Here is a 26,638-nt window from a genome sequence, read left to right as displayed (position 1 = left end):
GGATTGAAGCGGGCCAGCGCCTGGCCCCAACAGCGTTATTCGCTCGGCGGCGTATAGCCTTCGATGTGCACGTCGTGCCCTTCGAACAGGAATTTGATCATTTCCTCTTCCAGCAGTTTGCGATCATCCACGTTCATCATGTTCAGCTTCTTCTCGTTGATCAGCATGGTCTGCTTCTTCATCCACTCGCCCCAGGCTTCCTTGGAGATCTCGTTGTAGATGCGCTTGCCGACGTCGCCGGGATAAAGCTGGAAGTCCTGGCCTTCGGCGTCGCGTTGAAGGAAAGTACAAAAAATGGTGCGGCTCATGCTAATTCCTCATCGATGGCGCTATCGCCATATAAGTTTTGTTGGATCGGGGGCTGCTTCGCCAGCTGTTGCAACAGGCGGTCCACCGGCGCTGCCAGCCCGACCGACGGCGGCTGCGCTAAGTTATACCAGAGACCCGCGCCCTCATCCATGCCGCTGCCCGCCGCGTCGAGCGACAGCCACATCGGCACGATATCGAGATGGAAATGGCTGAACGTGTGGCGAAACGCGGTCAGCTGTTCCAGGCGCTTGCCTTTCAGACCGCGCTGCTGCAGCCAGAGTTCCAAATCCACGCGCGCGCTGAACTGCGGGAAGCAGAACAGGCCGCCCCACAGGCCCACCGCCGGGCGCTGCTCCAGCCACACGCGGTCGCCGTGCTGCAGCAATAAGAAGTAGGCGGTTTTTTCCGGCAGGGTCTGCTTGGGCTTCTTGCCGGGGTAGTTGGCCCAGCTGTGGTTGGCGTAAGACAGGCAGCCGACGTTGAGCGGGCAGAGCTCACACTTGGGCTTGGAGCGGGTGCAGACCATGGCGCCCAGATCCATCATCGCCTGGTTGAACTGGCCGACGCCCTGGGCCGGGGTGACTTCTTCGCTGATTTTCCACAGCCGGTTTTCGACCTCTTTTTTGCCCGGCCAGCCTTCCACCGCGTAGCAGCGAGCCAGCACGCGCTTCACGTTGCCGTCGAGGATCGGATAGTGTTGGCCCAGCGCCAACGACAGCACCGCGCCGGCGGTGGAACGGCCGATGCCCGGTAAATCGGCGATTTCTGCGAAGGTTGTCGGGAACTCGCCGCCGTGCTGTGCGACAATGGTCTGCGCCGCTTTGTGCAAGTTACGGGCGCGGGCGTAATAGCCGAGGCCGGTCCACAGATGCAGCACTTCGTCCAGCGGGGCCTCCGCCAGCGCGCGCACGTTGGGAAAACGGGCCATAAAGCGCTGAAAATAAGGAATGACGGTGGCAACCTGAGTCTGTTGCAACATCACTTCGGAGAGCCATACTTGATAGGCGGTTTTCTCCAACTGCCATGGCAGGGTTTTGCGGCCGTAGCGCTGGTACCAGTCAAGCACCACCTGTGCGAATTGTTGTGCTTGCATCATGAAGAGTCGTTATCCGGCAGAAAATGAAGCGAGATTGCAGCATAGAGTCATGATGCTGTAAACCGGAACTTTCCGACGCCGCACGGCGGGTACAGAAGATGAACACTTGCTAAACCAATGTATCTTTGCATAATGCGCGTTTCCCTAATTGGCAGCCAAACAGACAGAAAGCACTATGATTAATGACGTCATCTCCCCGGAATTTGATGAGAACGGCCGCGCGATGCGCCGTATCCGCAGTTTTGTCCGCCGCCAGGGGCGGCTGACCAAAGGCCAGCAGCATGCGCTGGAGAACTATTGGCCGGTGATGGGCGTGGAGTATCAGGCTGACGCTGTCGATCTCGCCGCGCTGTTCGGCCGCGAAGCGCCGACGGTGCTGGAGATCGGTTTTGGCATGGGCGCCTCGCTGGTGACCATGGCGGGCAACAACCCGCAGCAGAACTTTTTAGGGATCGAAGTACACTCGCCGGGCGTGGGCGCCTGCCTGGCCGACGCCCACGAGGCGAAGCTGAGCAACCTGCGCGTAATGTGCCACGATGCGGTTGAAGTGCTGGAAAACATGATCCCGGACGGCTCGCTGGACATGGTGCAGCTGTTCTTCCCCGATCCTTGGCACAAGGCGCGCCACAACAAGCGCCGCATCGTGCAAACGCCGTTTGTCGAACTGGTGCTGCGCAAGCTGAAGACCGGCGGCGTCTTCCACATGGCCACCGATTGGCAACCTTATGCGGAACATATGTTAGAGGTTATGAACGGGGTCGCAGGCTACCGTAATCTTTCCAGCGATAATGATTATGTGCCGCGTCCGGATTCGCGCCCACTGACGAAATTTGAATTACGCGGCCAGCGCCTGGGACATGGCGTTTGGGACTTGATGTTTGAGAGGAAAGAATAATGGCTAAGAACCGCAGTCGTCGTTTACGTAAAAAGTTGCACATTGAAGAATTTCAGGAGTTGGGTTTCTCCGTAGCCTGGCGCTTCGCCGAAGGCACGTCGGTGGAAGATATCGACAGCACGCTGGATACCTTCATCGATGAAGTGATCGAGCCGAACGGTCTGGCGTTTGACGGCAGCGGCTACCTGCAGTGGGAAGGTCTGATCTGCCTGCAGAAGATCGGCCACTGCACCGACGAGCATCGCGAACTGGTGAAAAACTGGCTGGAAGCGCGCAAACTGACCGACGTTAAGGTCAGCGATCTGTTCGATATCTGGTGGGATTGATCGCGCTTGCCCGATGAGCGCGGCTTCGCGCCGCGCCGTTTTATTGATCTAAGGTGCCTTAACGGCGCCTTTGTTTTGCCCGGAGTGTGACCGAGGTGGTAACAACATTGGATAACGCGTTGCTGGAAGAGATCCTGCAACAGGTGCGCCCGCTGATTGGCCAGGGAAAAGTGGCCGACTACATCCCGGCGTTGGCGGAAGTGCCCGCCGATCGGCTGGCGATCGCCGTGTGTACGGTGGATGGCGAACTGTTCCAGGCCGGCGACGCCGCGGAGCGCTTCTCCATCCAGTCGATCTCCAAAGTGCTGAGTCTGACGCTGGCGCTGACGCGCTATCAGGAGCATGAGATCTGGCGGCGCGTCGGCAAAGAGCCTTCCGGCCTGCCGTTCAATTCGCTGCTGCAGCTGGAGATGGAGCAGGGCAAACCGCGCAATCCGTTTATCAACCCCGGCGCGCTGGTGGTGTGCGACATGCTGCAAACCCGGCTCAGCGCCCCCAAACAGCGTATGCTGGAGGTGGTGCGTCAGTTGGCCGGTGAAGACGACCTGGCCTATGATCTGCGGGTGGCGCGCTCCGAGTTCGAACACTCCGATCGCAATGCGGCCATCGCCTATCTGATGAAATCGTTCGGCAACTTCGAAAACGACGTCATCACCGTGCTGCAAACCTATTTCCACTACTGCGCGCTGCGCATGAGCTGCGTGGAACTGGCGCGCAGCTTCGTCTATCTGGCCAATCACGGCCGCGATCTCAGCGGCGAGGCGGTGATCAGCCCGCTGCAGGCGCGGCAGATCAACGCCCTGATGATGACCAGCGGCATGTACGACGGCGCCGGCGAATTCGCCTATCGGGTGGGGATGCCGGGCAAGTCCGGCGTGGGCGGCGGCATCGTGGCCATCGTGCCGGGCGAACTGTCGATCGTCGTTTGGTCGCCGGAACTGGATGCTTCCGGCAACTCGCTGGCGGGAACTGCGGCGCTGGAACTGTTGTCTCAACGTATCGGCCGTTCGATTTTTTAATCCCAGTCTGGATGGGAGTCAGGAGAAGCTATGTTGAAGAAAACCGGGTTAGCCTTACTGCTGCTGGCGGCGACTGCCGCGCAGGCCCACGCCGAGTACCAGTGCAGCGTTAAACCCCAGGACGATGTGATCATCAGCCCGCAGAGCGTGCAGGTGAAAGGCGCCAGCGGCGATCTGCAAATATCGCCGGATGGCGACGTGATCCGCAACGGCCAGGCGCTGAGCTTGAACGACAGCCAGCGGCAGAAAGCCTTCAGTTACCAGAGCGCCTTGCGCAAACAGCTGCCGTGGATCGACGACGGCGCGCAGAAACACCTGGAGAAAGCCCGCGCAGCGCTGGATAAAGTGATCGTTAAAGAGCTGGGCAGCAACAGTAACGTGCGCAACCGGCTGACCACCCTGAATGGCCAACTGAAACAGCAGATGAACCGCATCATCGAGCACCGCAGCGACGGCCTGACCTTCCACCACAAGGCGATCGACCAGGTGGAGCAGGACGGCCGCAACATCGTGCAGCAGAGCATGGGCGGCGTGCTGCAGGACAGCCTGAACGAGATGGGCGTCAAACAGGCCGCCAACAGCGGCGGCAACCCGCTGCAGGCGATCATGGGCAATTTGGGCGGCTTGCAGAAGGCGATCCAGAACGAATGGAACAACCAGGAACAGGACTTCCAGAACTTCGGTCATGACGTGTGCAACCGCGTCACCGCACTGGAAACCCAGCGCAAGGATCTGCTTAACGCGTTGAAGTGATTTAAGAATCTTCTTGGTAGACCGTTTTTTGACCTTCTGAAGCTTATCTGACAGACTGATCAAACTACGTACAGATTTATGGATGTTTACGGAGGACGCTATGAGCCATACACGTTACGAAACCGATGTTGTTGCCTGGGCAAATGAACAGGCCGCTCTTTTGCGCTCCGGAAAATTGTCTGAGATCGATATTGAAAAGATCGCCGAGGAGATTGAGGACGTGGGGAAGAGCGAGCAAAGGGAACTTGCTAGCCGGATGACGGTGCTGATTGCACATTTGCTTAAATGGAAATATCAGCCGGCCAGGCGCGGAACCAGCTGGGAAAGAACGATTAAAGCGCAGCGCAAAGAGGTGCTTTACAGCTTGAAAGAGTCGCCCAGCCTAAAAGGTAAACTGAGCGATGCCGATTGGCTGGATGTCGTCTGGTCGAAGGCCGTTGCGCTCGCCACGGCCGAAACCGGGCTGGATGTGTATCCGGAAAACGGCATCTGGGAAACTCAGCAGATTCTGTCTCAGACGTTTTACCCGGATTAACACCAATAAAAAAGCGCTGATCATTCAGCGCTTTTTTTTACTCGTCGTCCGCCAGGAACAGTTCCAGCAGCGAGTTGAGGAACAGTTTGCCCTTCTCGGTGATCTGCCAGTGCTCCGCGGTTTCTTCCAGATAGCCTTTGGCCAGCGCTTCGTCCAGCTGCGGGCGAATGACGCTTTCCGTCAGCCCGGTGTAGTTGGCGAAGTCGGCGCGCGGCGCGGCTTCCAGCAAGCGGAAGCGGTTCATGAAGAATTCGAACGGCCGATCCGCCGCCGCCACCTCATGCTGCTTGTCCATGTAGTCGCCGCGCATAAAGCCGCGCGGGTGCTTGGTCTTGGCGGTGCGCAGGATGCGTCCGTCGCTGAAGGTCACCTTGCCGTGCGCGCCGCAGCCGATCCCCAGATAGTCGCCGAAGCGCCAGTAGTTGAGATTGTGCTGGCATTGGTAGCCCGGCTTGGCGTAGGCCGAGGTTTCATACTGCTGATAGCCGGCGGCGCTCAGCAGCCGGTGGCCGCGCTCGAAGATGTCCCACAGCGCATCGTCGTCCGGCAGAACCGGCGGGCGCGAGCTGAACAGGGTGTTCGGCTCGATGGTCAGCTGATACCACGACAGGTGCGGCGGATTGAGGGCGATAGCCTGGCGCAAATCGTCCAGCGCCTCTTCCAGCGACTGGTCCGGCAGGCCGTGCATCAGATCGAGGTTGAAGCTGCGCAGGCCGAGGCCGGTCGCCAGCGTCGCCGCGCGTTTGGCTTCTTCCGGGCCGTGGATGCGCCCCAGACGGTTCAGCTTCTCGGCGCTGAAGCTTTGCACCCCGATGGAGATGCGGTTGACGCCGGCGCGCTGGTAGCCGCTGAAGCGATCGGCCTCCACGGTGCCGGGATTGGCTTCCATGGTGATTTCGGCGTCGTCGGCGACGCGAATGCGCGCCCGCACGCCGTCCAGCAAGGCTTGCATCGCCTCGGCGCTCAGCAGGCTGGGGGTGCCGCCGCCGATAAAGATAGTGCTGATTTCCCGGCCGCCGGCCAGCGGCAGGTCGGCATCCAGATCCGCCAACAGATGATCGACATACTCCTGATGCGGCACGTCCCCCTTCAGCGCATGGGAGTTGAAGTCGCAGTACGGGCATTTCTGCACGCACCACGGGATGTGGATGTAGAGACTCAGCGGGGGCAGCTTAAGCATTGCGCATGGCTTCCAACATCAGCTTCAGCGCCTTGCCGCGGTGCGAAATCGCCCGCTTCTCGTCGCGGCTCAGCTCGGCGGCGGTGCGGCCCAGCTCCGGCACGTAAAAGATAGGATCGTAACCGAAACCGCCTTCACCGGCGGCCTGTTCGGTGATTTCACCGGCCCAGCTGCCGTGAAACACCAGCGGCGTCGGATCTTGCGCATGGCGCAGATAGACCAGCACGCAGTGAAATTGCGCGCCGCGCCGGCCCGGCGCCACGTCTTTCATCGCCGCCAGCAGCTTGTCGAGGTTCTGCCGATCGTCGGCGTCTTCACCGGCGTAGCGCGCGGAGTAGATGCCCGGCGCGCCGCCCAGCGCATCTACCGCCAGACCGGAGTCGTCGGCGATCGCCGGCAGGCCGGTGACCTGTGCCGCATGGCGCGCTTTCAGAATGGCGTTTTCGATAAACGTCAGGCCGGTTTCTTCGGCGGACTCCACGCCCAGATCGGTTTGCGCGACCACGTCCAGGCCGAAATCGGCCAACAGGTCGGCGAGTTCGCGCACTTTGCCCGGGTTACCGGTGGCAAGAACGACTTTTTGCATAATGACTACCTTGAAAATTATTCGATGAGCGCCGCGACCACGGCGGGGATCTGTTGCGGATTCACGATGCGTAACTGTTTATGCCGCCCCAGTTCGCCTTTCTCGATGGTGACGTTGCTTTTCGCCACTTTGAACTGCTTGGCGATAAACTTGATCAAATGGGCGTTGGCTTGACCGTCGACCGGCGGGGCGGTGATGGCGACTTTCAGTTCGTCGCCATGCAAGCCGATAATTTGGTCGCGGCTGGCTTTCGGCTGAATATATAGCCTGAGCGCCAGCCCGTCCAGCACGGGAGTGACTGCACTCACAGCAGGAACCAGATCTCGCCGAACACATCCATGCCCAGGTAGTTGATCAGATAGAGGATCAGGATCACTACCATGGCGGAAAAATCGATGCCGCCCATCGCCGGGATGATGCGACGGATCGGCGCCATCAACGGTTCGGTCAGTTGGTACATCACGTAGTCGATCGGGCTGCGGCCCTGGCTTACCCAGCTCATCAGCGCACGAATGATCATCACCCAGAAGATCAGGTAGCCGGCGGACTTGACCAGCGAGATCAGGCCGAACAGCAGGTTATACGGACTGAGCGACAGCGCGTGACTTTGTATCAGCAGCAGCAGCGGGTACTTGATGGTCATCAGCAGGAACGCCAGCAGCAGCGAAGCGCTGTCGATAGGCCCAAGCGATGGGATGATGCGGCGCAGCGGGCCGACCACCGGTTGGGTGATCTTCACCACAAACTGCGAGAACGGATTGTAAAAATCGGTGCGCGTCCATTGCATCCAAATGCGCAGCAACAGCACCATCACGTACAGATCAATAACGGTCTTGACCAGGAAAGTCAGCGTTAGCATGAAGTGGTCCTTCTCCTTAACTCGGGGTTATTTAAAATAATTTTTCCATTTCTTGCGCACGGGAAACGGCGGCCTGCATCGCTTGCGCCACGGTTTCCGGCAGTTGGCGTTCGTTGAACACCCGCAGCGCTTCGGCGGTGGTGCCGCCTTTGGAGGTCACCTGCTCGCGCAGCGTGCCCAGCGGCGTATCCGGGTTGGCTTCAACCAGCGCGGCGGCGCCGGTAGCGGCCTGCTGCACCAGATCGCGCGCGGTCTGGCTGTCGAAGCCCATGCGTTCGGCTTCTTTTTGCATCGCTTCCATAAACAGGAAGAAATAAGCCGGGGCGCTGCCCGCAGCGGCGATCACGCCGTTGATGCCATTTTCGTCATCTACCCAGCAAACTTTACCGACCGAGGCCATTAAATCGCCGGTGTAGTCGCGATCCTGTTGGCTGACCTGCGCCGGCGCGTACAGCCCGCTCATGCCCTTGCCGACCAGCGACGGGGTGTTGGGCATGATGCGCACGATGTCCAGTTGGTCGCCGAGCAACTGATAGAAACGGCTGACCTGAATGCCGGCGGCGATCGACAGCACCAGTTTGCCGCCGAAATCGACCTGTTCGCGCAGCGGCTGACACACGTCGGCCATCATTTGCGGTTTGACCGCCAGTACCACGACGTCGGCTTCACGCGCGCAGGCGACGTTGTCGCCGCTGCTGACGATGCCGTAGTCCGCCGCCAGCGCGTCACGGTTTTTCGGCGAAGGGGCGCAGACGCTGATGGATTTGGCCGGATAGCCGCCCGCGACCAGGCCGGCGATGATTGCACGCGCCATGTTGCCGGCGCCGATAAAGGTAATCTTGCGATGTTGCATCAAATCCCTCGTCTGTTTGTCAGGCCTGCGAGTAGTCGCGGGCGCCAAAAATTGCGGTGCCGATGCGCACCAGGGTGCTGCCTGCGGCGATCGCCGCCGCCATATCGTCCGTCATGCCCATCGACAGCGTATCGGCCTGCGGATAACGCTGACGCAGGGCGAGAAATGCGTCGTTCATCCGGCTGAATACCGCCAACTGCCGCTGATAATCCGTTTCCGGCGCCGGGATGGCCATCAGGCCGCGCAGCGCCAGATTCGGCAGCGCCGCGATCGCGTCGGCCAACGCCGGCAGTTCGTTCAACGCGATGCCGGATTTGCTCTGCTCATCGCTGATGTTGATTTGAATCAGCACGTTGAGCGGCGGCATGTCGGCCGGGCGCTGATCGCTCAGGCGCTGGGCGATGCGCAGCCGATCCACGGTATGACACCAGGCGAAATGTTCCGCCACCAGCCGACTCTTATTGGATTGCAGCGGGCCGATAAAGTGCCACACCAACTCACCGCCCTGCGGCGACTCGGCGAAATGCCGGATCTTGTCTACCCCTTCCTGCACGTAGTTCTCGCCGAAGGCGCGCTGGCCGGCGGCGATGGCTTCTTCGATCGCCGCCACAGGTTTGGTTTTGCTGACTGCAAGCAGAGCAACGTCTTCCGGCGCCCGTGCGCAGTTTTGCGCGGCGGCCGCGATGCGGTTTCTGACATCCTGCAGGTTCTGTTGGATAGTGCTCATTATTGACCCGGGAGAGTGATATGGATATCGATGAATTCGTGGCCCTTAGTGTAAAGCATAATGCTTCCGATCTGCACCTTTGTGCCGGTCATCCGCCGATGTTGCGCATCGACGGTGAACTGCAGCCGCTGGCGGCGGCGCCAACGCTGACGGCGCAAGGCGCGCAGGCCCTCTGCGATGGATTGCTGAATGCGCAGCAGCGCGAGAGCCTGCGGCGGCTGGGGCAGGTCGATCTGGCGTTGCACAGGCCGGGCGGGGAGCGGTTGCGCGCCAACGTTTTTCAACAAAGCGCGGGGATTTCTCTCGCGTTGCGGCGTATCGCCGGGCAATCGCCTTCGCTTGCCGAGCTGGCGGCGCCGGCCATCGTCCCGGCGCTGCTGCGGCGCGCCGACGGATTGATCCTGGTCACCGGCGCCACCGGCAGCGGCAAGTCCACCACGCTGGCGGCGATGATCGACGAGATCAACCGGCACCAGCAGCGGCATATTTTGACGCTGGAAGATCCGATCGAGTTCCTGCACCGCAGCCGGCGATCGCTGATCCAGCAGCGGGAGATCGGCCGCGACAGCCACAGCTTCGATGCGGCGTTGCGCGCCGCGCTGCGCGAAGATCCGGATGTGATCCTGCTGGGCGAGCTGCGCGATACCGCCACCATCCGGCTGGCGCTCACTGCGGCGGAGACCGGCCACCTGGTGCTGGCGACGCTGCATACCCGCAGCGCGCCGCAGGCGGTGGAACGGCTGGTGGACGTGTTTCCGGCGGAAGAGAAACCCTATGTGCGCGCCCAGCTGGCGGGCAGCCTGCAAGCGGTGATCGCGCAAAAGCTGATGAGGCGCCCCGGCGGCGGACGAGTGGCGATCTTTGAAGTGCTGACGGCGACGGCGGCGGTCAGCAACCTGATCCGTGAAGGGAAAACGCATCAGTTGGCGAGCGTGTTGCAAACCGGCGCGCAGTCCGGCATGCAAACCTTTGAGCAAGGTTTGCAGCAGCGGATCGACGCCGGTGTGTTGGGGGACTGCGCGGGGGAGGGAACGGGCGTTTAGCCCAGCTGCCGTTCGAACCAGCTTTCGAGGATAACCACCGCGGAGGCGGAATCCACGCTGCCTTTATCAAGCGCGCGGAAGCCGCCGCGATCGAACAGGTTGGCGCGCGCCTCCACGGTGCTCAGACGCTCGTCATGCAGATCGATCTGGATGCCGAAGCGGCCGTGCAGGCGGTTGGCGAACTTGCGCGCCTGGGCGGTAACGGGCTGTTCGGTGCCGTCCATGTTCAGCGGCAGGCCGACCACCACCAAATCCGGCTGCCACTCCTTCAGCAGTTTTTCGATTTTCAGCCAGTCCGGCGAACCGTCCTGCGCTTTGAAAGCCGGCAGGGCGCGGGCGCTGCCGGTCAACTCCTGGCCGACGGCCGCGCCGATGCTTTTGGTGCCAAAGTCGAAGGCGATAATGGTGCGGTTACTCATCAGGCGTGTCCTGCGTGGTTGGCGATGCTGCGAATGTCGATACCCAAAAGGTTCCCCGCCTCGCGCCAGCGGCTGGCGATCGGCGTGCGGAACAAAATGTCGGTGTTGGCTTCGATAGTCAGCCAGGCGTTTTCCAATACTTCCTGCTCCAACTGGCCCTTCTCCCAACCCGCATAACCCAGCGCCACCAGCACGTCGTCCGGTTGCTCCGGCGTGCCGAGCGTTTCCAGCACGTCTTTCGAGGTGGTGATCATGGTGTTGGGGGAAATTTGAATGCTGGCGCCAAAGCCGTGGCGCGGCGTATGCAGGATAAATCCGCGATCGTCCGCCAGGGGGCCGCCGGCGAACACCGGCTTGTCCAGGCTGATGGCCGGATCGCGCGCAGGCGGCATGATCTTCAGCTTGCTCAGCACCGTGGCTACCGTGAACTGCTCCACCGGTTTATTGATCACCAAACCCATGGCGCCTTCTTCATTGTGCTCGCAAATGTAAATCACCGAGCGCTTGAAGCGAGGATCCTGCAGCGTTGGCATGGCGATCAGAAAATGGTGCTGTAAATTCATGGCGTTAGTATAAGGTAATCAATGGGTGAGAAAATAAACAGCCGCCAGTATGCGGCTATACCCGCCGCCTTTCAAGCCGCTGCCGGAAAGGCGGGCTTTGGCGGGCGCGATACAGGATAGCGGGCGGCATGCCGCCCGCATGACGCATTACTTCGCCGCCAGGCGCTTTTCAATGGCATCCATCAGCATGCCGGTAATCGAAATCGGGAATGCCGCCTCGATCTCGCGCGCGCAGGTTGGGCTGGTGACGTTGATTTCGGTCAGGCGATCGCCGATCACGTCCAGGCCGACGAAGATCAGCCCTTTCTCTTTCAGCGTCGGGGCGACGGCGCGGGCGATTTTCCAGTCGCTTTCGCTCAGCGGGCGCGCTTCGCCGCGGCCGCCGGCCGCCAGGTTGCCGCGGGTCTCACCCTGCGCCGGAATGCGCGCCAGGCAGTAAGGCACCGGCTCGCCGTCCACCACCAGGATGCGCTTGTCGCCGTCCTTGATCGCCGGCAGGAAGTTCTGCGCCATGCAGAAACGGCTGCCGTGTTCGGTCAGGGTTTCGATGATCACCGACAGGTTAGGATCGTCCTGCTTCACGCGGAAGATAGACGCGCCGCCCATGCCGTCCAGCGGTTTCAGGATGATGTCGCCGTGCTGCTGGTGGAATTTGCGGATGTGCGCGGCGCTGCGGCTGACCAGCGTATCCGGCGTCAGTTCCGAGAACCAGGCGGTGAACAGCTTCTCGTTGCAGTCGCGCAGGCTTTGCGGCTTGTTGACCACCAGCGTGCCTTTGACTTCGGCGCGTTCCAGAATGTAGGTCGCGTAGATGTATTCGGTATCGAACGGCGGATCCTTGCGCATCAGGATCACGTCCAGATCGTGCAGCGCCAGATCCTGCTCGGCGCCGAAGCTGAACCAGCTCTCCTTGTCTTCCTTCACGCTCAGCAGGCGGGTGCGGGCGCGCCCGTCACCGGCGTGCAGATAGAGATCGTTCATCTCCATGTAGTGCAATTCGTAACCGCGGCGCTGCGCTTCGAGCAGCATGGCGAAGCTGGTGTCTTTCTTGATGTTGATGGAATCGATAGGATCCATCACGATGCCGAGCTTAATCATCTTTTCTCCTTTAACCCAGGTCGCCGAAGCGGACCTGCAGAGCGGTAATGGCGGTGAGCGCTGTGGTTTCGGTACGCAGAACGCGTGGTCCCAGCAGAATATCAGTAAATCCGTGGTCGGTGGTCATGGCGATTTCGTCGGCGGACAAACCGCCTTCCGGGCCGATCAGCAGGCGAACGCGGTCTACCGGCTGCGGCAGCGTGTTGATGCTGTGGCTGGCGCGCGGGTGCAGGTTGAGTTTCAGGCTGCCGTCCTGCTCGGCGCACCAGGCCTCCAGCGACATCGCCTCGCGGATTTCGGGAATGCGGTTGCGGCCGCACTGTTCGCAGGCGGCGATGGCGATCTTCTGCCATTGTTGGATTTTCTTCGCCAGACGCTCGCCGTCCAACTTGACGCCGCAGCGCTCGGAAAACAGCGGGGTGATGACGTTGACGCCCAGCTCGATGGATTTCTGGATGGTGAACTCCATCTTCTCGCCGCGCGAGATCACCTGGCCCAGATGCAGGTTGAGCGGCGATTCGATGTCCTCCACGCGGCCGTCGCCGAGGCGCACCAGCACGCTCTTTTTGTCCACCCGGACTATCTCGGCGTCGAACACCTGGTTGCTGCCGTCGAACAGCTGCAGCGCCTGGCCGGCGCTCATGCGCAGCACGCGCCCGACGTGGTTGGCGGCGTCCTCGCTGAGGGCGATCTCCGCCCGGTCGGTCAACGGCTGCGGATGGTAAATGCGGGGTATGCGCATGGGTAGTCTGATCCTGACGAAACGGCGCCGCGGGTTGGCGGCGCCATGAAAGATAAAGGCTATAGTAGGTTAGCTTTTCCGCTGCTGACAAGCCTGTTGAATATAGGGGTTGTGGTTGCCCTGCACCTTGGCGATACGTGCTTCACGCTGACATTCCCATTGGCTCACCGGATATTGCCGGTTCCACACCTCGAACAGTTGGGTTTGCTGGCGTGACAGCCGCAGCTGGTAGCGATCGCGCATGTAGAAGTAGGTGCGGGCAATGGCGCCGCGGGCGCGGGCGGGCGGCTCCGCCTGTTTATTCTTGAAGTCCACCTTCATTGGGCACTGCCCGTATTGGCCTGCGCCGCCGTTCCATTGGCTGTACATGAAGTTGTTGCGGTCGCCGTTCACTTCGCCGATCGCCGGCTGCAGGTTGTGCAGATCGGTTTCTATCTGGCGATAGGTGGCGTCCTTATTGCAGTTTTTGCGTCCGCCGTCTTGCCAGCACTGCAGTTGGTGGCCGAACTGCCAGGCCGGCACCACGTGTTCCCACTCGATGCGCTGCGCGCGCTGGGCGTTTTTACGCACCTGATAGCCGCAGCCGGCGAGATCCGGGATGCCCTTCTTGCCTTGCCAGTCGATGCGGCAGCCGCAGTAAAAGCTGCCCGGCGCATCCTGGTTAATCTTGGCCGCCGCCGCTTTGGCCTGAGAGAAGTTATTGATGCCGTGTGCCTGTACGGCGCCTGCGGCGAAAACCGCCATAAACAAAATTCTGCGAAGCATATTCCAAAACAGCTCAAAATTGGAAAAGCAGGCAGGGTAACGGAACTTGCCGGTAGTGGCAAATGGCGATATTTGCTTGTTTTAACGTATAAATCGTTTAACTAAAGGTTCTCGCTAGCAAGAAATTTCAGTTTTTCGCCGCACCGGCGGCAGCGGTATTCGCTTTCGCCGCGCAGCACGCGGTTATGGCGGCGAATGGTGAGCGGGTGCTGCCCACAGGCGCAGCGGTAGGGGAAGGTCTTGCTTTGCACCGAGGCGGTTTCGAAACGGTGAGTGCGGCTGGCGGGCGTCAGCAGCACGCTTTCCATCATCCAGCGCCATTCGCGGCCGTGCGGCGCCACCCGGCCGAATTGGCGAAACACCAGCAGGTGCGCCAGTTCGTGCGGCACCACTTCATCGATAAACGGCTGTTGGTTTTCCAGCAGCAGCACCGGGTTCAGGCGGATTTCCCAGCTTTGCAGCCAGGCGGTGCCCGCGCTGGTGCCGCGTTGCTGATAGACGATGCTGGGTTCGGGGAACTCGACGGCAAAATGCTGGCGGGCCAACTGCAGCTTTTCTCGCAGGCAGCGCATCACCGCTTGTTGCAGCGCGATGGGGATTCTCGGTTTGTTCATTGCGGCTAGCTTAAGCAATGGCGCGGCGGCTGACAATACGCACCGGCGCAAATCGCATCCGGCGCTTTTTCGCCACATTGATAAAGCGATCGCCACCGATGGATTGTAATCAATGTGTTAACTGCGGGATAATAAAGCGTGCATGATGAGCCTGTACCCGCAGTTCTCACCGAGCAAGGTTGAAACGCCGCCTGTGGCAATCCCTTACGCAAAGAGCGGTTATTTTGCGATTTGGCGCAATAACTGACTGATTAAAAATACGTAAGGTGAAGGCAGTTTTTTGACAAGGCGCCGCCTCGCGCGCCGCAAGTGTGAATTTAACGCAGCTGATGTTGCAAGTGAGAGATCAATGTCGAATAAACCGTTCCACTATCAAGATCCGTTCCCGCTGAAGAAAGACGATACCGAATATTACCTGCTGAGCCGCGACCACGTTTCCGTGAGCGAGTTTGAAGGCCAGGAAATACTGAAAGTTGCCCCAGAAGCGTTAACCCTGCTTGCCCAGCATGCGTTCCACGACGCGTCGTTCATGCTGCGCCCGGCGCACCAACAGCAGGTGGCCGATATCCTCAAAGATCCGGACGCCAGCGAAAACGACAAGTACGTTGCGCTGCAATTTCTGCGTAACTCAGAAATCGCCGCCAAGGGTATTTTACCGACCTGCCAGGACACCGGCACGGCGATCATCGTCGGCAAAAAGGGCCAGCGCGTCTGGACCGGCGGCGGCGATGAAGAAGCGTTGTCGCGTGGGGTGTACAACACCTACATCGAAGAGAACCTGCGCTATTCGCAGAACGCCGCGCTGGATATGTACAAAGAGGTCAATACCGGCAGCAACCTGCCGGCGCAGATCGATCTCTACAGCGTTGACGGCGAAGAGTACAAGTTCCTGTGCATCGCCAAGGGCGGCGGTTCAGCCAACAAAACCTATCTGTATCAGGAAACCAAGGCGCTGCTGTCGCCGGGCAAGCTGAAAAACTACCTGGTCGACAAGATGCGCACGCTGGGCACTGCGGCCTGCCCGCCGTACCACGTGGCGTTCGTCATCGGCGGCACCTCGGCGGAAGCGACGCTGAAAACCGTCAAACTGGCCTCGACCAAGTATTACGATGGCCTGCCGACCGAAGGCAACGAGCATGGTCAGGCGTTCCGCGATCTGGAACTCGAAGCGGAACTGCTGCAAGAAGCGCAAAAACTGGGGCTGGGCGCGCAGTTCGGCGGCAAATACTTCGCGCACGATATCCGCGTCGTGCGTTTGCCGCGTCATGGCGCCTCCTGCCCGGTCGGCATGGGCGTTTCCTGTTCGGCGGACCGCAACATCAAAGGCAAGATCAACCGCGACGGCATCTGGCTGGAAAAACTGGAGCACAATCCGGGTAAATTCATTCCTCAGGAGCTGCGCCAGGCCGGGGAAGGCGAGGCGATCAAGGTCGATCTCAACCGCCCGATGGCCGAGATCCTCAAACAGCTGTCGCAGTATCCGGTTTCCACCCGCCTGTCGCTGAGCGGCACCATCATCGTTGGCCGCGATATCGCGCACGCCAAGCTGAAAGAGCGCCTGGATCGCGGTGAGGGCCTGCCGCAGTACGTCAAGGATCACCCGATCTACTACGCCGGCCCGGCTAAAACGCCGGAAGGCTATGCGTCCGGTTCCTTGGGGCCGACTACCGCCGGGCGTATGGATTCCTACGTCGATCTGCTGCAATCTCACGGCGGCAGCATGATCATGCTGGCGAAAGGCAACCGCAGCCAGCAGGTGACGGATGCCTGCCACAAGCACGGCGGCTTCTACCTCGGCAGCATCGGCGGCCCGGCGGCGGTGCTGGCGCAGCAGAGCATCAAGAGCCTGGAGTGCGTGGAGTACCCTGAATTGGGCATGGAAGCGATCTGGAAAATCGAAGTGGAAGATTTCCCGGCGTTTATCCTGGTGGATGACAAAGGCAATGACTTCTTCCAGAAGATCCAGGCCGGCCAATGCGCCAGTTGCCTGAAATAAGCGTTGCCCCCTTCGCCGCTCGCGGGCGGTGAAGGGGGACTGTGTAAAGTCCTGTAGCTTGCTGGACTGCGAGTTTTAACCTGTATACCCTACGCGGATAGCACTAAAATTCGACTAATGGAATATCGGTAACATAAGGTTCGGCAAGCACATGGGTACGCAGGAAAGTCACATCAGGGAATTGCTGGTCTGGATTGAAGACAACCTGACCAATCCGCTGTCGTTGGATATCGTTTCCGCCAAGTCAGGCTATACGAAATGGTACCTGCAGCGCATGTTCAAGAAGCAGACCGGATTGTCGTTAGCCTCCTACATCCGCGCTCGTCGCCTCTACCTCGCCGCCTTCGCCTTGCGCTTCACGCAGAAGAGCATTCTGGACATTTCGGTTGAATATCAATTCGATAATCAGCAGACGTTCTCGCGCTGTTTCAAGAAACACTTCGCCGAGTCGCCCAGCGTTTATCGTCATGCCCGCAAACAGGACTTCAGCAATCTGGTGCGTTCACTCGCGGCCAGCCAGCCCGGCGATATTGAGGTCGAACGCGTCAGCATCGCCAGAGGGCAATACGCTTTTCACGGCAAGCAGTACGCTTACCACCTGGACATAGAGAGGTTGGATAAGTCGCATCTGCCGCAGCGCAGCGCGCTGCGGGCACAGTTTTACACCTTGTTGGGCGAGCGCCCGACGCAAACCTATTCGTTTACCCAACTGGTGCCGGACGGCGAGCGGGTCAGGGTCGACTATACCCTGGGCGTGACGACGGACTATCCGCTGCGTGAAGGCGTGGCGCTGGAGCCGCTGCCGGAGATCCACGGCGAGTTTTGCCGTTTTCGCTATTCCGGCAAGCCGGTGGCGCTCAATGATCACATCATTAAAATTTACACGCAGGTGCTGCCCGAAATGGGGCTGGCCCGCGGTGACGGGCCGGACATGACGGTGTTCAGCTATTCGCTGAGCGGGAAAGAGGAGCTGCATCTGGAGCTGCAGCATCTGGTGCCGGTGGTGCCGCTGCACTGATCCCGTCGGCGGCCGGCCGTCGGTTTTTCTGCTGCACGATCGCCGCCATCACCGCCAGGGCGATCTCCGCCGGCGTTTTGCTGCCCAGCGGCAGGCCGATCGGCGCATGGATGCGTTCCAACTCCTGCGGCGTGAATTCGGCAATCTGCTGCAACCGCTGGCGCCGCCGCGCGCTGTTTCTCAGCGATCCCATGGCGCCGATGTAAAACGCCGGAGTGTGGATCGCTTCCATCAACGTCAGATCGTCCATACGCGGATCGTGGGTCAGCGCCACGACGGCGGTATTGGCGTGGCAACCGCCGTCCTCAATGAACTTGGCCGGAAACTGGCGCAGCAGCGTCACGCCCGGTTTTAACTCGGCGGCGAAGTTATCCAGCGCCTCCGGGCGATTCTCGCAAACCAGCACCTCAAACCCCAGCGCCACGGCGAAATCGGCGCAGTACAGCGCCACGCTGGACAGCCCGGCGATCAGCAGGCGCGGCGCGGCCGCGATATGCAGGGTAATCTGTTCGAGCCGGCGTTCCACCTGGGTGGCGCTGGTGAAATGACTCTGCTCGAGGCTGTGGCAGGCGTGGGGCAGCGTCAGGCGTTTGATCAACGCGTGATGCCCTTCCAGCGCGCCGGCGATGCGTCGCAGGTAAGCGACGCTGGCTTCTCCCGCCGGCAGATACTCGATCAGCACGTCCAGCACGCCGCCGCACGGCAGCGCCACGTTGGGCGTCATACCGCCTTCGCCGTAACGGATCACCTGGCTGGCCGCCTGATACTCCCCGGCGGCCACGCGGCGCAGAAAGTCCTCCTCCACGCACCCGCCCGACAACGAACCGCTGTAGCGGCCGTCGCGGGTAGCCGCCATCAGCGCGCCCGGCGAGCGCGGCGAAGAACCATAGGTGCTGAGGACGGTGCATAACCAGACCGGCTGGTGTTGCAGCCAGCTTATCGCCTGGCTGACCACGGTGACATCAAGATGTTGCATAGGTGAATTTACTCGCTGGCCGGAAGTTGCGATGGAAGATCAATATCCTGCACGACGCCGGGGTGCTCAAGCGGCAACAGGTGCACCGCTGCGCCTTGCAACAGCCCACGGGCGCCATTATCGCCGCGCAGTTGGCAAAGTTGTTTGCGCAATAGGGCGGAAAAGCCGACCGGGTGACCGGGCTGTTGCGCATAGCTGGGGCGTACGATCGCGTGTTGCCGTAAGGCGCTCGCCACCTGCCGGAAAACGTCGGCGCCGACGAACGGCATATCGGCCAGATGGATCAGCCAGCCTTGCCAGTGCGGCGTGGCCGCAACGCCTGCGGCGATCGAGTCGCCGAGGCCCGCGCTGGCGAGCAGGGTAACCGGCACCTGATTGGCGGCGCAGGCTGCCAGCACCGGCAGATTATCCGGACGGGTCACCACCTGCACCGGCAGCTCGGAAGCCAGCGCCTGGCGCAGGGTGTGTTCGAACAGCGAACGCCGCTCGCCCGCCGCATCGGCAAACCCGGCGTTCAGTTTGTTGCCCTGGCCGCCGGCCCGAATAAAGCGCTCCCCGCGTCCGGCGGCGGTAATAATGATGCCCGTGATCATGGTTCAAGCCCGCGTTTGCGCAAATTATTTATTAGCGTACAAACCTTATGTGTTTTGCAAATGTTTTTTTGTTGAAAACAGCCTGTTAATCATCACATAATTTTAGTTATAAGCATATGCTTATGACGTCTACGGCAAGGTCGTCAGCGTTTGCGCAACAACACCGCGAACAAAAACCAATTACAAGAAAGACGTGAAGGACTTATTTATGAGCAATTTCAACCCGTCGCGGCGTCGCTTTATCAAAAGCGCCGTGATTGCGGGGGTATCCGTGTACCTCGCGCCCCTGTACAGCCGCGCCTACGCCGCGCTGTTCGAGCAAAAAATCCTCCAGTCGCCCAATTGGGATCCGCAGGCCAAGCGCGTGCGTTTCCGTATCGACGGCCGCGCCAAGGTCATGGGGCAGAAGGTGTTCGCGCGCGACATCCGCGCGGTGGACATGCCGCACTGGCCGCAGAAACAGGCGCACGCCTTCATTCTGCGCGTGACCAAAGCCGACCGGTTGTTCGAAGGGGTCGATCTGTCGCTGTTGGGGGACGATCTGCAACCGGATCGCCTGGTGACGGCGGAAGATCTGGCGCGCGACGGCCTGGCCTTTCCGGCGTTCTACGGTGATGACATGCTGCTGCCGAGCGGCAAAACCCCGGCCTACCTCGGCCAGGCGGTGGCGATCCTGATCTATCACGACTTCGCCCGTTTCCGCTTCGCCAAGGACAAGCTGAAATTCCGCGAAGAAACCATCAAATACGGCGCGGTGACCGGCCCGCTCGAGCGCGATCCCTGGGGCAGCTTCCGCTATGTGCGGGTGGGGGGAGAACAGCCGTTCGACGACGATCGTTTCTCCAGCCTGAAGGACACGCCGATCTTCCCGGTGTCGATGAAAAAACACCTGCCGGTGTGGCCGGAAGGGCGCGAGGGCGGCAAGCTGGATCAGGAAGGCATGCGCTATGCAGGGATGATCGCCGACGAGTTGGCGAATCCGCCGGCCGACTGGCTGGTAATGTCGCGCCGCTACACCACGCAGTCGATAGACACCTCGGCGCTGGAGCCGGACAACGCCAACGGCTGGTTCGACGCGCAGACGCAAACCTTGCATCTGGTGGTGCCGACTCAGTCGCCGCAGGAAGTGGCCGACGAGATGCCGCGCATGCTGGCCAAGCGCAATCCGCCGGTGAAACAGCTGATCCTGCACCCGTGCTATACCGTGGGCTACGGCTCGAAAGACCACTACAACTTCCCGTATTACGGCGCGGTGGCGGCGATGTATGGCGACGGCCACCCGGTGCGCCTGGCCAACGATCGCTTCGAACAGTTCCAGACGGCGTTGAAGCGCCACGCGTTCGACATGAACTACCGCATCGCGGTGAATAAGCAGACCGGCGTCATGCAGTCGTTCCTCGGTGACATGACCGCGGACGGCGGCGGTCGCAGCAACTTTACCCCTTCGGTGGTGATGGTCGGCGCAACCGCCGCCCAGTCGATTTACTACTTCCCGAAAAGCGATCTGTCGTCGGTCGGGCTGGCTTCACGCGCCATCGACGCCGGTTCGGCGCGCGGTTACGGCACGCTGCAGAGCATGGCCGCCACTGAGATGATGGTGGATGAGTTGGCCGCCGAGCTGAAGATTGACCCGATCGAGTTCCGCCTGCGCAACGTGCTGAAATCCGGCATGAAAAACACCCAGGGGGCGATCCCGGCCGGTGCGATCCGCGCCGATGAAGTGCTGGAAAAGGCGGCGAAGCATGAGATATGGCTTAAGCGCGCCGAACGCAAGGCCGAGTTTGAGAGCCGCCATCCCGGCAAGCGCTATGGCGTCGGCTTCGGCTGCGTGCAGAAAGACTTCGGCACCGGGGCGGAAACCTCGTTCGCCCGGGTGGAGCTGAGCGAAGACGGCAGCATCACCCTGCATCACAGCGGCGCGGAGATGGGCACCGGCATGTCGACCTCGCAGTCGGTATTGTGCGCGCAGTGGCTGGGCAAACCGGCCGACGAAGCGCACTTCTCGGTCACCGACTGGTCGGTATTGCCGATGGTCACCAGCGGCGATCCTTACCTGATGTCGCAGGAAGAGCAGGATAAGCTGCAAACCAACCCCAACTGGACGCCGAGCTACTGTTCGCCGTCGAGCGCCAGCAACTCGGCCTATTACTTCTCGCACAGCACCCGCGAAGCGGCGCGCCTGATCTTCGATCACGGCCTGTGGCCGGCGGCGATGGCGCTGTGGCAGGCCGGTATCGGCGGCGGCCAGGCGGCGCCGCTGGTGGTGCGGCGCGAAGATGCGCGTTGGGTCGAAGGCGGCCTGACGGCGGCGGGCATGTCGGTGCTGAGCCTCGAGCTGCTGGCCAAGACGGCTTATCAGATGGGCGGCGTCACCGGCGCGGCGGTGCATGTGTTCAACCGCTGGCAGTGGGCGGAGGCCGATTTCACGTTGAACGGCAAAAGCGAACGCCTGCCGATCGACGGCATGGCGCTGCGCAACGCCGGCGGCGAATTCAAACCGTTGGCGCGCGGGCAGGTCTACTACCCGCCGACCCAGCGCAACAATGCGGCGGTGACCTACTACAGCGCCGTCGGCACGTTGGCGGAAGTGGCGGTGGATATCGCCACCGGCCAGGTGGAGTTGCTGAATCACCACTCGATCATGGAGTGTGGCAACCTCATCGTGCCGGAACTGGTTTCCGGCCAACTGCAGGGCGGGCTGGCGATGGGCATCGGCCATGCGCTGCACGAATATTTACCGCTGTACGAAGACGGCCCGGGCAACGGCACCTGGAACTTCAACCGTTACCACCTGCCGCGCGCCAGCGACGTGGCGGTATGGAAACAGAGCGGCGACATCCTGCCGGCGCTGTCGGAAACCGATCCGCCGAAAGGCATGGCGGAAGTGGTGATGATCCCGATCGTGGCCGCGCTGGTCAACGCCATTGCCGACGCCACCGGCCACCGTTTCCGTGATTTGCCCGTTCGTGCAGAAAATATTCGTGAGGTATTACAATGAGCATTAAAACCCAGCCGATTTCCCTGACCATCAACGAGAAACAGTACGGCCCGATCGAGGTGCCGGAAGGCTTGATGATGATCGATTTCCTGCACGAGTATCTCGATTTGACCGGTTCGCGCCTCGGCTGCGGGCAGGGCATTTGCCACGCCTGCGTGGCTATTGTCGATCACCCGAGCGGCACCAGCGAAGAGGTGCGCACCTGCATCACCGGCGCGCATTTCTTCAACGGCAAGAAAGTGCGCACCGTCGAAGGCCACGCCAGGGTGGACGAACAGGGGGAGGTGGTTGAGCTGTCGCCGATCCAGCAGGCGTTTCTGGAGCACTACAGCTTCCAGTGCGGCTACTGCACGCCAGGCTTCGTCAACGCCGCCACCATCTTCGTGGAAAAGCTCAAGCGTGAGCCGATCGCCCGCGATCAGCTGGAGAACGCCATCGAGCAGGCGCTGGACAGCCACATCTGCCGCTGCACCGGCTACGTGCGCTACTACGAAGCGGTGCGCGACGTGGTGCTGAAAACGCCGGGCCTGCTGAAGGAGACGGCGCAATGAAAAAACGTCTCGCAATGTTGATTGTGCTGGTGGCGATCGTGGTGATTGCGCTGTTGTGGTGGCGGGAAAACCGCCGTTACGACGGCCCGGTGCAGCAGGTGACCGCCAGCGCCGAACAGATCGCGCGCGGCCGCTATCTGGCGCAGGCCGCCGACTGCGCCGCCTGCCATACCGCCAGCGGCGGGGCGCCGTTGGCCGGCGGCTATCCGCTGGACACGCCGTTCGGCACGATTTACGGCAGCAACCTGACGCCGTCGGCCGACCACGGCATCGGGCGCTGGAGCAAGGACGACTTCTTCCTGGCGCTGACGCAGGGCGTGGCGCCGGGCGGACGGCACCTGTACCCGGCGATGCCTTACACCTCGTACAAGGGCATTTCGCGTCAGGACGCCGATGACATCTACGCTTACCTGATGACGCGCCCGGCGGTGGACGTGGCCATTCCGGCCAACGACATGCCGTTCCCGTTCAACCAGCGCATGGCGCTGATCGGCTGGAATCTGCTGTTCCGCAGCCAGGATCCGCTGCCGGCCAGTTCGCAGGGCAGCTCGCCGCAATGGCAGCGCGGCCGCTATCTGGCCGACGTGCTGGGCCACTGTGGCGAATGCCACACGCCGCGCGGCGCGCTGGGGCAGATGGATCTCGGCAAGCCGATGCAGGGCGGCGATCTCGGCCGCTTCATGGCGCCGGACATTACGCCGCACGGCCTGGCGCAGCGCGGCTGGACGCCGCAGGACGTCAGCCGCTTCCTCGGCACCGGCCTCGCGCCGCAGGGTTCGGCCTTCAGTGAGATGCATATGGTGGTGGATCTCAGCACCCGTCATTTGACGCCGGAAGACCATCAGGCGCTGGCGCTGTATCTGATGGGCGAGCAGCCGCCGGCGGCAGTGCCGGTGAAAATGGGGCAGGGCAGCGATGCCGGGCGCATGACCTATCTGGATCAGTGCGCCGGCTGCCATGCGCGCGAAGGCGAAGGCAAACCGCACGTCGCACCGGCGATGCGCGATAACGCCACGCTGCGCCAGGCGGACGGCAAGAACCTGATCGTGTCGGTGCTGGACGGCCTGCCGGCCCAGCAGTTCCCGAACGGTGAAAGCATGCAGAGCATGCCGGGCTTCGGCGAGCGTCTGAGCGATGCCGACGTGGCGGAACTGGTAAACTACCTGCGGGTGACCTGGGGCGGTTTGCCGGCGGACGTCACCGCCGAGCAGGTGAAAGCGCTGCGCAAGTAAGCGGCGTTCAGACGAAAAAAATGGCCCGCATCTGCGGGCCATTTTATTGCGCGGTCACGGGATTCAACGGCTGGTGACGCCGTCGACACGCTGGCTGCGCTGTTTGATGGCGTAACCGACGGCCAGGATCGCCACCCATACCGGGATCAGCAGCACCGAGATTTGAATGCCCGGCGTCAGGTACATGATCACCAGGATGCCGGCCATGAACAGCAGGCACAGGTAGTTGCTGAACGGGTACCAGAACGCTTTAAACTTCGGCACCACGCCTTCGCGGTTTTTGGCGGCGCGGAATTTCAGGTGCGCCAGGCTGATCATCGCCCAGTTGATCACCAGCGCCGATACCACTAACGCCATCAGCAGTTCGAAGGCGCGGCCCGGGATCAGGTAGTTAATCAGCACGCACAGCGCGGTGGCGAGGGCGGAAATGCCGATGGCCACCACCGGCACGCCGCGGCCGTCGACCTTCAGCAGGCTTTTCGGGCCGTTGCCCTGCTGCGCCAAGCCGTACAGCATGCGGCTGTTGCAGTAGACGCAGCTGTTGTAGACCGACAGCGCGGCGGTGAGCACCACGATGTTCAGCACGGTCGCCACCAGGTTGCTGTTCAGCGCGTGGAAGATCAGCACGAACGGGCTGCCGCCTTCAACCACTTTGCCCCACGGGTACAGCGACAGCAGAATGGCCAGTGAACCGATATAGAAGATCAGGATGCGGTAGATCACCTGATTGGTGGCTTTCGGAATGCTTTTTTGCGGGTTGTCGGCTTCGGCGGCGGTGATGCCGACCAGCTCGAGGCCGCCGAAGGAGAACATGATCACCGCCATCGCCATCACCAGGCCCATGACGCCGTTCGGGAAGAACCCGCCCTGCGCCCACAGGTTGGTGACGGTGGCTTCCGGGCCGCCCATGCCGCTGAACAGCAGGTAGGCGCCGAACACGATCATGCCGATAATCGCCACCACTTTAATGATGGCGAACCAGAACTCCATCTCGCCGTAAACTTTCACGTTGGCCAGGTTGATGGCGTTGATCGCCAGGAAGAATACCGCGGCGGAAACCCAGGTGGGGATCTCCGGCCACCAGTACTGTACGTAGATGCCGACCGCCGTCAGCTCCGCCATCGCCACCAGGACATACAGCACCCAGTAGTTCCAGCCGGAGGCGAAGCCGGCGAAATTGCCCCAGTATTTGTAGGCGAAGTGGCTGAAGGAACCGGCGACCGGCTCTTCCACCACCATTTCCCCCAGCTGGCGCATGATCAGAAACGCGATGAAGCCGCCGATGGCGTAGCCGAGGAGCACTGACGGGCCGGCCATTTTTATTGTTTGAGCGATACCGAGAAATAACCCGGTGCCGATTGCGCCACCTAAGGCGATGAGCTGAATATGGCGGTTTTTCAGGCCGCGCTTCAGCTGGTCACCATGCTGTTGACCATCCATCAATCTAACCCTCTGTCGTTGTGAATGCCCACCTGCCTGTAAAGCAGTGGTTACGATGTGTGTTTTGTTTTATTTACGGCGTTATAGCTATTAATTCCACGGCGCCGCTACCGTTTGGCAGAGAATAATGTTATGCGCGTCGGTTTGCACCTGCTTTGTCGTGTGAGTGATTAAGATTGCAGCAGTTTAGGAAACAAAATGCGGGTTGTGTGACGGCAGGGGGGATTCAGTGCATGAAATAAGCAACAAATCACATAATGCGCAAAAATAACGTAGATCTGAACGGTGGGCCGCGTTCAAATAATGAACGAACCGCCGTTGCGCTGTTCGCCAAATAGCCATTCATTAAAGCGTAATAACCATGCAATAAAACTCGGGCAAAAAGTTTGCACTCTGCCTTGCGTAAGGTTTGGTAAAAGTTAAATCCCCAACCCGCCGCGTAAATGGTAATACCATCACGGCGTTACCGGTTTGCAGCGGGGTTTTCAGCGGGGTGTTAAAATGTGCGGGTAACCTGATTTCGATCAAGGCCCGTATGGACAGGAGGTGAATACTTTGTTACTTTACCGTCACGTTTTTGAAATTGGTATTACCAATTGACTCCGCGCCATTCGCAGAGAAGAATTCACTCATGGCCTACAGCAAAATCCGCCAACCCAAGTTGTCAGATGTTATCGAGCAACAGCTCGAATACCTGATCCTCGAGGGGACACTGCGCCCAGGCGAAAAACTGCCTCCGGAGCGCGAGCTGGCGAAACAATTTGATGTCTCCCGTCCTTCTCTGAGAGAGGCCATTCAGCGCCTTGAAGCGAAAGGGCTGCTCCTGCGCCGTCAGGGCGGCGGCACCTTCGTGCAAACTAATCTGTGGCAGAGCTTCAGCGATCCGCTGGCCGAGCTGCTGGCCGACCATCCCGAATCACAGTTCGATCTGCTGGAAACCCGTCACGCGCTGGAAGGCATTGCCGCCTATTACGCGGCGCTGCGCGGCACCGATGAAGATCTGGCGCGCATCCGCGACTGCCACATCGTGATTCAACAGGCTCAAGACAGCGGCGATCTCGACGCCGAAGCCGATGCGGTCATGCAGTATCAAATCGCCGTGACTGAAGCCGCTCACAACGTTGTGTTACTTCACCTGCTACGCTGCATGGGGCCGATGCTGGAACAGAACGTGCGTCAGAACTTTGAATTGCTCTACTCGCGCCGTGAGATGTTGGCAAAAGTGAGCAGCCACCGCGCCGGAATTTTTGAGGCGATTGTGGCACGCGAGCCGGAAAAGGCCCGTGAAGCCTCGCATCGCCACTTGGCGTTTATCGAGGAAATCTTGCTGGATCTCAGCCGGGAGCATACTCGGCGCGAGAGATCGCTGCGGCGTCTCCAGCAACGCAAGGATTAAGAGCTGTCCTCTTCAGGGTACACCAGCCTGCGGGGGTTAAGTTCGAGGTACTTAGT

29 protein-coding genes are annotated in these 26,638 nt (G+C 60.8%); 12 read left to right on the top strand and 17 right to left on the bottom strand.

The genetic code is table 11. The annotated features are described in order from the left end of the window. Positions 1-35: 35 nt before the first annotated feature. Both ACJ8IP_RS16995 and mutY read right to left on the bottom strand, forming a co-directional pair. Positions 36-308: an oxidative damage protection protein gene (locus ACJ8IP_RS16995; RefSeq protein ID WP_004937404.1), complete on the bottom strand. Its 273-nt coding sequence runs from the start codon at positions 306-308 to the stop codon at positions 36-38. Then, positions 305-1,405: an A/G-specific adenine glycosylase gene (gene mutY / locus ACJ8IP_RS16990; RefSeq protein WP_042785375.1), complete on the bottom strand. Its 1,101-nt coding sequence runs from the start codon at positions 1,403-1,405 to the stop codon at positions 305-307. Before mutY ends, ACJ8IP_RS16995 begins: the two co-directional genes overlap by 4 nt. 175 nt (positions 1,406-1,580) lie before the next feature. Between mutY and trmB the strand changes: the two genes are divergently transcribed. The 5 genes from trmB (at position 1,581) to ACJ8IP_RS16965 (ending at position 4,933) form a co-directional block, all read left to right on the top strand. Beyond that, positions 1,581-2,300, top strand: coding sequence for a tRNA (guanosine(46)-N7)-methyltransferase TrmB (gene trmB / locus ACJ8IP_RS16985; RefSeq protein ID WP_004937410.1), 720 nt, complete (start codon positions 1,581-1,583; stop codon positions 2,298-2,300). Further along, entirely contained in the window at positions 2,300-2,626 is a 327-nt protein-coding gene (locus tag ACJ8IP_RS16980; protein ID WP_004937412.1) for a YggL family protein, read from the top strand. Before trmB ends, ACJ8IP_RS16980 begins: the two co-directional genes overlap by 1 nt. A 95-nt stretch (positions 2,627-2,721) precedes the next feature. Next, a complete protein-coding gene (glsB, locus tag ACJ8IP_RS16975) occupies positions 2,722-3,645 on the top strand; it encodes a glutaminase B (protein WP_047575480.1) in 924 nt (307 codons plus the stop codon). A gap of 30 nt (positions 3,646-3,675) precedes the next feature. After that, positions 3,676-4,398, top strand: coding sequence for a DUF2884 domain-containing protein (locus ACJ8IP_RS16970; RefSeq protein WP_033644667.1), 723 nt, complete (start codon positions 3,676-3,678; stop codon positions 4,396-4,398). A 100-nt stretch (positions 4,399-4,498) separates the two neighbouring features. Further along, on the top strand, positions 4,499-4,933 hold the full coding sequence (locus tag ACJ8IP_RS16965; RefSeq protein WP_016930094.1) for a DUF29 domain-containing protein: 435 nt from the start codon (positions 4,499-4,501) through the stop codon (positions 4,931-4,933). Between the two features lie 37 nt (positions 4,934-4,970). Here ACJ8IP_RS16965 and hemW read toward each other — a convergent pair whose 3' ends face one another. Genes hemW through ACJ8IP_RS16935 form a run of 6 tightly spaced genes read right to left on the bottom strand, consistent with a single transcriptional unit; the run spans position 4,971 to position 9,138 of the window. Then, positions 4,971-6,113, bottom strand: coding sequence for a radical SAM family heme chaperone HemW (hemW, locus tag ACJ8IP_RS16960; protein WP_042785372.1), 1,143 nt, complete (start codon positions 6,111-6,113; stop codon positions 4,971-4,973). Beyond that, positions 6,106-6,699, bottom strand: coding sequence for an XTP/dITP diphosphatase (locus ACJ8IP_RS16955; RefSeq protein WP_042785371.1), 594 nt, complete (start codon positions 6,697-6,699; stop codon positions 6,106-6,108). The genes hemW and ACJ8IP_RS16955 overlap by 8 nt, the downstream gene beginning before the upstream one ends. A gap of 17 nt (positions 6,700-6,716) precedes the next feature. Beyond that, positions 6,717-7,007, bottom strand: a complete 291-nt coding sequence (yggU, locus tag ACJ8IP_RS16950; protein WP_164106419.1) for a DUF167 family protein YggU — start codon at positions 7,005-7,007, stop codon at positions 6,717-6,719. After that, positions 7,004-7,558 (bottom strand): YggT family protein, encoded by a 555-nt coding sequence (locus tag ACJ8IP_RS16945; protein WP_042785370.1) that lies wholly within the window; start codon positions 7,556-7,558, stop codon positions 7,004-7,006. The genes yggU and ACJ8IP_RS16945 overlap by 4 nt, the downstream gene beginning before the upstream one ends. 31 nt (positions 7,559-7,589) lie before the next feature. Continuing rightward, positions 7,590-8,411 carry a pyrroline-5-carboxylate reductase gene (gene proC / locus ACJ8IP_RS16940; protein ID WP_033651322.1) on the bottom strand — a complete coding sequence of 274 codons (822 nt, stop codon included), beginning with the start codon at positions 8,409-8,411 and terminating at the stop codon, positions 7,590-7,592. A gap of 19 nt (positions 8,412-8,430) precedes the next feature. After that, entirely contained in the window at positions 8,431-9,138 is a 708-nt protein-coding gene (locus tag ACJ8IP_RS16935) for a YggS family pyridoxal phosphate-dependent enzyme (RefSeq protein ID WP_042785369.1), read from the bottom strand. A gap of 20 nt (positions 9,139-9,158) precedes the next feature. On the opposite strand from ACJ8IP_RS16935, the gene ACJ8IP_RS16930 reads away from it, so the two are divergent. Continuing rightward, the gene (locus tag ACJ8IP_RS16930) at positions 9,159-10,181 is read left to right on the top strand and encodes a type IV pilus twitching motility protein PilT (RefSeq protein ID WP_042785368.1); all 1,023 of its coding nucleotides are present in this window, start codon (positions 9,159-9,161) and stop codon (positions 10,179-10,181) included. On the opposite strand, the gene ruvX is transcribed toward ACJ8IP_RS16930, so the two are convergent. The 6 genes from ruvX to ACJ8IP_RS16900 form a co-directional block, all read right to left on the bottom strand. Continuing rightward, complete coding sequence (gene ruvX, locus ACJ8IP_RS16925; protein WP_015379046.1) at positions 10,178-10,600, bottom strand: Holliday junction resolvase RuvX; 423 nt, start codon at positions 10,598-10,600, stop codon at positions 10,178-10,180. The genes ACJ8IP_RS16930 and ruvX overlap by 4 nt on opposite strands. Then, on the bottom strand, positions 10,600-11,163 hold the full coding sequence (locus ACJ8IP_RS16920; protein WP_004937452.1) for a YqgE/AlgH family protein: 564 nt from the start codon (positions 11,161-11,163) through the stop codon (positions 10,600-10,602). Before ACJ8IP_RS16920 ends, ruvX begins: the two co-directional genes overlap by 1 nt. A gap of 147 nt (positions 11,164-11,310) precedes the next feature. Continuing rightward, positions 11,311-12,261 (bottom strand): glutathione synthase, encoded by a 951-nt coding sequence (gene gshB, locus ACJ8IP_RS16915; RefSeq protein WP_033651325.1) that lies wholly within the window; start codon positions 12,259-12,261, stop codon positions 11,311-11,313. A gap of 10 nt (positions 12,262-12,271) precedes the next feature. After that, positions 12,272-13,003, bottom strand: coding sequence for a 16S rRNA (uracil(1498)-N(3))-methyltransferase (gene rsmE / locus ACJ8IP_RS16910; RefSeq protein WP_025304244.1), 732 nt, complete (start codon positions 13,001-13,003; stop codon positions 12,272-12,274). Positions 13,004-13,072: 69 nt separating this feature from the next. Continuing rightward, positions 13,073-13,768, bottom strand: a complete 696-nt coding sequence (gene endA, locus ACJ8IP_RS16905; protein WP_025304243.1) for a deoxyribonuclease I — start codon at positions 13,766-13,768, stop codon at positions 13,073-13,075. A gap of 101 nt (positions 13,769-13,869) precedes the next feature. Continuing rightward, positions 13,870-14,382, bottom strand: coding sequence for a SprT family zinc-dependent metalloprotease (locus tag ACJ8IP_RS16900; protein WP_164057073.1), 513 nt, complete (start codon positions 14,380-14,382; stop codon positions 13,870-13,872). Between the two features lie 349 nt (positions 14,383-14,731). Here ACJ8IP_RS16900 and fumA point away from each other — a divergent pair, with 349 nt between their 5' ends. Beyond that, a complete protein-coding gene (fumA, locus tag ACJ8IP_RS16895) occupies positions 14,732-16,378 on the top strand; it encodes a class I fumarate hydratase FumA (RefSeq protein WP_089192247.1) in 1,647 nt (548 codons plus the stop codon). A gap of 151 nt (positions 16,379-16,529) precedes the next feature. Further along, positions 16,530-17,396: a helix-turn-helix domain-containing protein gene (locus ACJ8IP_RS16890; protein WP_033644684.1), complete on the top strand. Its 867-nt coding sequence runs from the start codon at positions 16,530-16,532 to the stop codon at positions 17,394-17,396. Here the strand turns inward: ACJ8IP_RS16890 and ACJ8IP_RS16885 are convergent. Further along, positions 17,320-18,372, bottom strand: a complete 1,053-nt coding sequence (locus ACJ8IP_RS16885) for an XdhC family protein (RefSeq protein WP_047573689.1) — start codon at positions 18,370-18,372, stop codon at positions 17,320-17,322. The genes ACJ8IP_RS16890 and ACJ8IP_RS16885 overlap by 77 nt on opposite strands. A gap of 8 nt (positions 18,373-18,380) precedes the next feature. Then, a complete protein-coding gene (locus ACJ8IP_RS16880; protein ID WP_047573692.1) occupies positions 18,381-18,965 on the bottom strand; it encodes a nucleotidyltransferase family protein in 585 nt (194 codons plus the stop codon). Between the two features lie 208 nt (positions 18,966-19,173). Between ACJ8IP_RS16880 and ACJ8IP_RS16875 the strand changes: the two genes are divergently transcribed. Genes ACJ8IP_RS16875 through ACJ8IP_RS16865 form a run of 3 tightly spaced genes read left to right on the top strand, consistent with a single transcriptional unit; the run spans position 19,174 to position 23,746 of the window. Further along, positions 19,174-21,963, top strand: coding sequence for a xanthine dehydrogenase family protein molybdopterin-binding subunit (locus tag ACJ8IP_RS16875; protein ID WP_164057074.1), 2,790 nt, complete (start codon positions 19,174-19,176; stop codon positions 21,961-21,963). Then, positions 21,960-22,514, top strand: a complete 555-nt coding sequence (locus tag ACJ8IP_RS16870) for a (2Fe-2S)-binding protein (protein WP_015379038.1) — start codon at positions 21,960-21,962, stop codon at positions 22,512-22,514. Before ACJ8IP_RS16875 ends, ACJ8IP_RS16870 begins: the two co-directional genes overlap by 4 nt. After that, positions 22,511-23,746, top strand: a complete 1,236-nt coding sequence (locus tag ACJ8IP_RS16865; RefSeq protein WP_046687796.1) for a cytochrome c — start codon at positions 22,511-22,513, stop codon at positions 23,744-23,746. Before ACJ8IP_RS16870 ends, ACJ8IP_RS16865 begins: the two co-directional genes overlap by 4 nt. A gap of 63 nt (positions 23,747-23,809) precedes the next feature. Here the strand turns inward: ACJ8IP_RS16865 and ACJ8IP_RS16860 are convergent, their stop codons facing one another. Beyond that, complete coding sequence (locus tag ACJ8IP_RS16860) at positions 23,810-25,186, bottom strand: amino acid permease (protein ID WP_004937488.1); 1,377 nt, start codon at positions 25,184-25,186, stop codon at positions 23,810-23,812. A gap of 631 nt (positions 25,187-25,817) precedes the next feature. On the opposite strand from ACJ8IP_RS16860, the gene pdhR reads away from it, so the two are divergent. Further along, positions 25,818-26,582, top strand: a complete 765-nt coding sequence (gene pdhR / locus ACJ8IP_RS16855; protein WP_004937490.1) for a pyruvate dehydrogenase complex transcriptional repressor PdhR — start codon at positions 25,818-25,820, stop codon at positions 26,580-26,582. Positions 26,583-26,638 lie beyond the last annotated feature (56 nt).

This window comes from Serratia sp. CY52157, assembly GCF_052168495.1.
Taxonomy (GTDB): domain Bacteria; phylum Pseudomonadota; class Gammaproteobacteria; order Enterobacterales; family Enterobacteriaceae; genus Serratia; species Serratia ureilytica.
This window is presented reverse-complemented; position numbering and strand designations above follow the sequence as displayed.